Source organism: Pyxidicoccus fallax (genome assembly GCF_012933655.1).
Taxonomy (GTDB): domain Bacteria; phylum Myxococcota; class Myxococcia; order Myxococcales; family Myxococcaceae; genus Myxococcus; species Myxococcus fallax.
On record NZ_JABBJJ010000503.1, the window covers coordinates 1 to 6606 of the forward strand.

5 protein-coding genes are annotated in these 6606 nt (G+C 71.0%); 2 read left to right on the plus strand and 3 right to left on the minus strand.

Translation table 11 applies throughout. From position 1 onward, the window contains the following. A partial coding sequence (locus tag HG543_RS50140; RefSeq protein WP_169352081.1) for a M3 family metallopeptidase occupies positions 1–2085 on the plus strand: 2085 nt, incomplete at its 5' end. On the opposite strand, the gene HG543_RS50145 is transcribed toward HG543_RS50140, so the two are convergent. Together HG543_RS50145 and thiD are read right to left on the minus strand one after the other, a co-directional pair. Continuing rightward, entirely contained in the window at positions 2082–3218 is a 1137-nt protein-coding gene (locus HG543_RS50145; RefSeq protein ID WP_169352082.1) for a hypothetical protein, read from the minus strand. The genes HG543_RS50140 and HG543_RS50145 overlap by 4 nt on opposite strands. Positions 3219–3291: 73 nt before the next feature. Further along, entirely contained in the window at positions 3292–4113 is an 822-nt protein-coding gene (thiD, locus tag HG543_RS50150) for a bifunctional hydroxymethylpyrimidine kinase/phosphomethylpyrimidine kinase (RefSeq protein ID WP_171818685.1), read from the minus strand. 125 nt (positions 4114–4238) lie between these two features. On the opposite strand from thiD, the gene HG543_RS50155 reads away from it, so the two are divergent. Then, the gene (locus HG543_RS50155) at positions 4239–4730 is read left to right on the plus strand and encodes a hypothetical protein (RefSeq protein ID WP_169352084.1); all 492 of its coding nucleotides are present in this window, start codon (positions 4239–4241) and stop codon (positions 4728–4730) included. A gap of 24 nt (positions 4731–4754) precedes the next feature. Here HG543_RS50155 and HG543_RS50160 read toward each other — a convergent pair whose 3' ends face one another. Then, entirely contained in the window at positions 4755–6515 is a 1761-nt protein-coding gene (locus HG543_RS50160) for a glycosyl hydrolase family 18 protein (RefSeq protein WP_169352085.1), read from the minus strand. Positions 6516–6606 lie beyond the last annotated feature (91 nt).

Sequence of the window (6606 nt, forward strand, 5' to 3'; positions counted from 1 at the left end):
ACCCCCGCCGCCGCGTCCAACCCGCTGCTGGCGAAGTGGACCGGCCCCCATGGTGGCGTGCCTCCGTTCGCCCAGGTCCGCGTGGAGCACTTCAAGCCCGCGCTCGAGGCGGCCATGGAGGAGAACCGCCGGGAAATCGCCGCCATCGCCGGCTCGACCGAGGCGCCCACCTTCGAGAACACCCTCGTCGCGCTGGAGGCCGCCGGGCGGACCCTGTCCGACGTGGAGACGCTCTACGGCATCTGGAGCTCCTCGCTGAACACCCCCGAGTTCCAGGCGCTCCAGCGGGAGATGGCGCCGAAGCTCGCGGCCTTCGAGGACGAGATTACCCAGAACGCGGGCCTCTTCCAGCGCATCGAGGCCGTCTACAACTCGCCCGACAAGGCGAAGCTGACGCCCGAGCAGCAGCGGCTCGCGTGGCTGTACTACACCCGGTTCGTCCGCTCCGGCGCGAAGCTGGACGCGGCGGCGAAGCAGCGGGTGGCGGCCATCAACCAGCGGCTCGCGACGCTCTACACCGCCTTCAGCCAGAACGTGCTCGCCGACGAGGAGGGCTACACCGTCGTCCTCGAGTCCGAGGCCGACCTCGCGGGGCTGCCCGACTCCGTGCGCGCCGGCGCCGCCGCCGCGGCCGAGGCGCGGGGGATGAAGGGCAAGTGGGTCATCACCAACACGCGCTCGTCCATGGAGCCGTTCCTGACCTACTCGGCCCGGCGGGATTTGCGCGAGAAGGTGTGGCGCAACTACGTCAACCGCGGCGACAACGGGGACGCGCGCGACAACAACGCCCTCATCTCCGAGGTGCTGAAGCTGCGCGCCGAGCGCGCGAAGCTGCTGGGCTACAAGACGCACGCGCACTGGCGCCTGGAGAACGCCATGGCGAAGTCGCCCGAGCGCGCCATGGAGCTGATGGAGGCCGTCTGGAAGCCCGCGGTGGCCCGCGTCCACGAGGAAGTCCGGGACATGCAGGCCGTGGCGGACAAGGAGGGCGCGAAGCTCCGCATCGAGCCCTGGGACTACCGCTACTACGCGGAGAAGGTCCGCAAGGCGAAGTACGACCTGGACGAGAACGAGGTGAAGCCGTACCTGCAGCTGGAGAAGCTGCGCGAGGGCATGTTCTGGGTGGCGGGGGAGCTGTTCGGCTTCACCTTCACGCAGGTGAACGACATTCCCGTCTTCCACCCGGACGTGCGCGTCTGGGAGGTGAAGGACAAGGCCAGCGGCCGGCACGTGGGCCTGTGGTACTTCGACCCGTACGCGCGGCCCGGCAAGCGCTCCGGCGCGTGGATGAACGCGTACCGCAACCAGGAGCGGTTCCGCGGCGAAATCACCACCATCGTCTCCAACAACTCCAACTTCGTGAAGGGCGCGCCCGGCGAGGCGGTGCTCATCTCGTGGGAGGACGCGTCCACGCTGTTCCACGAGTTCGGCCACGCGCTGCACGGCCTCAGCTCCAACGTGACGTACCCGTCGCTGGCGGGCACGGCGGTGGCGCGCGACTACGTGGAGTTCCCCTCGCAGCTCCTGGAGCACTGGCTGTCCACGCCCGAGGTGCTCAACACGTACGCGCTGCACTACCAGACGGGCAAGTCCATCCCGAAGGAGCTGGTGGCCCGCATCGAGAAGGCCTCCACCTTCAACCAGGGCTTCGCCACGGTGGAGTACCTGGCCAGCGCGCTCATCGACATGAAGCTGCACCTGGCCGGTGACACGTCCATCGACCCGGATGCCTTCGAGCGCGACACGCTGAAGGCGCTGGGCCTGCCGAAGGAAATCGTCATGCGGCACCGCACGCCGCAGTTCGGCCACGTCTTCGCGGGCGACGGGTACTCGGCGGGCTACTACAGCTACCTGTGGTCGGACACGCTGACGGCGGACGCGTACGAGGCCTTCACGGCGGGCAAGGGCGCCTACGACAAGGCGGTGGCCGAGCGGCTGCGCAAGCACGTCTTCGCCGTGGGCAACACGATGGACCCGGCCGAGGGCTACCGCGGCTTCCGGGGCCGCGACGCCGGCATCGACGCGCTGATGCGCAAGCGCGGCTTCCCCGTGCCCGCGGCGGCGCAGACGAAGGCCACGCGCTAGAGGCGCGGGCCCTGGGAGGCGACGTCGCGCCGGGTGGCCACGGCCCGGCGCAGCGTCTCCTCCAGCCACTCCAGCTCCACGCGCCGCAGGCCCCCGCCCAGGGCGAGGACGCCCGCGTCGTGCTCGATGGCGACCTCGACGTTCCGGTCCCCGGGACTGCCGGGCCGGAGCGGCGGCATGTGGATGTGGCGTTGCTTCTGCGTGAGGAGCGGGCGCAGGTTGATGTCCTGGAGCCGGGCCCGGGGGATGCGCTCGGGGCGCGAGTTCTCCCCGCGCCCGTACCGCGAGACCTCCAGCCCCTTGGACGAAGCGGTGATGGTCCAGCCCAGGCTGGCCTCGCCCGCCAGGCGCCACAACAGGAACGCACCGCACGCGGCGATGAAGAGCGACATCCCGATGGGCGTCAGGAACTGGGGGAGGCGCACCCCCAGCTTGTAGACCCAGCTCCCCATGATGAAGGCGGGCACCCCGACGGCGATGAGCCCCGCCACCACGGCCTGCCCCTTGCGGGCGAGGGACCAGCCCTGGGGCGGTAGCCGCACCTGGAGGCCCTGCGCGTGACGGGTGACGTAGATGCGGCTGCCCGGCGGCGGCTCGGGCGGCGTGTCCGTGAGCGGAGCCGCCGACAGCCGCTCCTCCATGGCCCGGACGCGGCCACCGTCCACGCTCAGCCCCAGGCCGAGCAGTCGCGACACGGCCTCCGCCAGGGCGACCGCCTCCTGCCGGTCATTGCTGCCGGCGAGCACGAGCGCGCGGCCCGGCCCACCCAGGCGCACCGCGCACGGCTGTGTCAGCACGTGCTCCCGGGCCTCCTCCTCGTCGCCGTACAGGTCGACGCGGTCGAACTCCCGCAGCGAGTACTCCGTCCGCAAGAGCGGGACGCCCAGCCCCAGGGTGCGCCTCGCGGTGCCCGCCTCCCGGTCCACCACCACCTGCCAGCGTGACAGCAGGAAGTGGAGCCCGGCCGCCACGCACAGGCCCAGCATCCACCAGGACTTCAGGTCTCCGGACAGGCGCTCCGTCCGGAACAGGAAGAAGGCCAGGCCCACGCCGAACGCGAGGAAGCCGACCCCCGTCACCAGGTCCCCCTGCCTCCGCTCACGGCGGATGGTCAGCCGCGACCCTCCACTCATCCACCATCGGTTGCTGCCGCATCTCATGGCAGGCCCCTCATAAAGCGGGGCCGGCGGCGCGAAAAGCGGAAGCCTACCCGTCGTCCAGCGGGAAGAAGTGGCTGAAGGGGCCGGGCCCCCTGCCCAGGGCCAGCGGGTGCTCCAGCGCGGCGGTGACGTAGGCCTTGGCGCGCCGGGTGGCCTCCAGCGTGTCGCGCCCCAAGGCCAGGTGCGCGGCGATGGCGGCCGACAGCGTGCAGCCGGTGCCGTGGGTGTTGCGCGTGTCCACCGCGCGCAGGTGCAGCGTCTCCAGCTGCTCGCCGTCGAACCAGACGTCCGTCCCGCGCAGCGCGCCCTCCATGCCTCCGCCCTTCACGAGCACCGCCCGGGGCCCGAGGCGATGGATGCGACGCGCGGCCTCGCGCATGTCCTCCAGCGTGCGCAGCTCCATGCCCGCCAGCAGCTCCGCCTCATGGCGGTTGGGCGTGACGACGGCGGCCAGCGGGAGGAGCAGTGACTTGAGCGCCCCCACGGCCGCGTCGTCGATGAGCCGCGCGCCCGCCCGGGACACCATGACGGGGTCCACCACCAGCGGCCCCAGCTTCAGCTCCCGCAGCCGCGCGGCCACCACGGTGATGATGGCCGGGTTGACGAGCATGCCCGTCTTCACCGCCCCGGCGCCGATGTCCGCCGCCACCGCGTCCACCTGCGCGGCCACCGCCTCGGGGGGCAGCACGTCCACGCGGGTGACGCCCAGCGTGTTCTGCGCGGTGACGGCCGTCAGCGCGCTGGTGCCGTGCACGCGGTGGAAGGCGAAGGTGGCCAGGTCCGCCTGGATGCCGGCGCCGCCACCACTGTCGGAGCCGGCGATGGTGAGCGCCGTCGCTACGGGCTTGGGGGTCTCCATGTGCCCCATGGTGCGCTACCGCGCCCGCCCCGGCCAGCACGCCGGCCCTTACCGCTTATGTAAAATAATGCCTACACGCACTTCCGTTCTGCCCGACATGCTGTAGCTTTCCGCCCCCGTCGGAGGAGGGTTACATGTCGCGGAACGTACGCAGGTGGGCAGTGCCAGTGCTCGTGGGTGCGGTGCTGGTGGGCGGACTGTCGGCTTCCGCGAGGCCGCGCCCCAGGCCGAAGTGCTTCAAGGTCTGGGGAACGCTGACGAGCACCATGAGCCCGGGGGACTGCGACAGCCCCGTGGGCATCTGCACCACCGGCGAGTTCAGGGGCGACAGCCTGCTCAAGGGCCGCACCACCTTCGTGGCCGACTCGCTCGGGCCGGCGGCGTCGACGGAGGCCGCGACGACGCTCGTCTACTCCGGGCTGCTGACCATCCGCACGAAGCACGGCACGCTGACCACCCGCGACACCGGCATCCTCGACACGGAGAACGGGCTGGTCGCCGCGCGCGACGTGGTGGTGGGCGGCACCGGCATCTTCGCCGGCGCCACCGGTCACATCCTCTTCCAGGGCACCGGCACCTCGACGTTCGTCAACGAGGCGAGCGGCGAAATCTGCCTCCAGCGCTGACGCGGCGCCGGAGTCCCTCCCGTTTCATCGGTCCAGGAAGGCGCGCTTCACCGCGTCCAGCAGCGGGTCCTTCTTCCCCTCGGGCTGCCGGGGGAGGTGGCCCTGGTTGATGGTCCAGATGATGGCGCCCCCCAGGCCCAGCTCCCGCGAGTACCGGCCCTTGGCCGCGATGGACTGCTCGTCCTCGTAGGTGATGAAGTTGCAGCGCCCGGGGCCCACCTCATGCGGGGTGGACAGGTAGGGCGACTTCGCCTTCGCGTCCCAGTGGCGCGCCTGGGGCTCGTAGTACAGCTCCATGATGTTGGTGTAGCTCATGGCGTTGTCGCTCTGGACCTCCATGACGTCCCGGTCCGCCAGTGGCGTGCGCGGCTCCGTCACGCCGCGCCAGCACGTGCCGAAGAAGCCGATGCCCACGCCCAGGCGCCCCGCGGGCACGCCCGCGTCCAGGTAGCCGCGCACGGAGCTGGCGACGGAGGTGGGCCGGTTGGGCGCCTCGTCCTCCAGCGGGCTGGAGTGCCAGCTCTCCCAGCCGCCCCAGTTGCCGCTCATCTTGTAGGACATGATGTTGAGCTGGTCCACGCGCGCGGACAGCGTCCGGTAGAACGCCTTCTCCTGCTCGGTGAGGCCGAAGTTGGAGTTCACCCAGTACACCGGCACCGCGATGGTGATGTCGGGCCGCGCGGCGCGCAGGTCATCCAGCAGGGCCAGCAGCTGCTCGCCGTCGTTGCCCGCGGGCGGCAGGAGGATGGGCTCCCAGTCCACGTCCACGCCGTCGTAGCCCAGCTCGTCCATGTGCTTGAGGATGCTGCGCACGAAGATGGGGCGTGTCTCGGGGAGCGTGGCCGCCACGAAGTTGTCGTGCTCGCCGTAGCCGCCGAGCATCATCAGCGCCTTCTTCCCGGCCGCGTGCGCCCGCTGCGCCAGCTCCTTGGCGATGATGGGGCCCTCGTACTCGGTGACGTCCAGGTCCGCGCTCAGCGTGCCGAAGGGCCCCGGCTTGAAGCGGCCCACGATGAGGTCGGTCATCCCCGAGAAGTCCACCGAGTCCATGGGCAGGAGCCCGCGCTGATAGCCGACGTAGTAGCCCCCCACCCATTGCGCCGGCTCGCCGCCGGAGCGCGGCGTCACCCACGGCGTGTACACCGCGGGGCTCTCGCCCACCTCGTTGAGGGCCACCATCTTGAAGCGGTGGGGCACGTTGTTGGGCAGGTCCGGGATGAACACCATGGGCTCCGTGGCGGGCACCGTCACCGTGGGCCCCACGGGCTCCACGCTGACGCGGACGGAGCGCAGGGGGCGGCCGCCGAAGCTCGCGGGCGCCATCCAGCTCACGTACGCGCCCTGGTTCCCCGGCGTCACGCGCACCGCGCGCGGCTGGCTCGGCGGCACCGGGTTGGGCACCTCGGCGCCGGCCATGGGCATCACCGACTCCGACGGGACGGACGCGGGGCCCTCGCCTCGCGCGTTCACCGCGGACACCTTGAAGAGATACCGGATGCCGTTGTTCAGCCCGCGCACGGTGGCCTGCATCTCGTCCGCGGCGACGATGGCGCCGCCGCACACCGGCTCGCAGCGCACCACGTAGTACAGCAGCGGGTTGCCGCCGTTCGTCGTGGGAGGCGTCCACCTCACCAGTGCGAGCGCATCCGCGGCCTCGGCCTCCACGGCGGACGGTGCCCCAGGGAGCCCGTCGCCTTGGACCTTCTCTTCCCCACAGCCGCCCAGCAGCGCGGCCAGTACGAGTGGCATCCACACGTACTGATTCAATCGGGACTGATTCTGCATCGACCCACCCCCCTCGATGGGGCCCGTATATACGGAGTCGGTCTGACACTTACAGTGGAAAATTGAATTCGTGGGGGCAGCGGGCCCGGCG

Bases quoted from the DNA above. Each gene is read 5' to 3' on its own strand.
- thiD (WP_171818685.1), bottom strand. From the start codon at position 4,113: ATGGGGCACATGGAGACCCCCAAGCCCGTAGCGACGGCGCTCACCATC.
- HG543_RS50155 (WP_169352084.1), top strand. From the start codon at position 4,239: ATGTCGCGGAACGTACGCAGGTGGGCAGTGCCAGTGCTCGTGGGTGCG.
- HG543_RS50160 (WP_169352085.1), bottom strand. From the start codon at position 6,515: ATGCAGAATCAGTCCCGATTGAATCAGTACGTGTGGATGCCACTCGTA.
- HG543_RS50145 (WP_169352082.1), bottom strand. From the start codon at position 3,218: ATGAGTGGAGGGTCGCGGCTGACCATCCGCCGTGAGCGGAGGCAGGGG.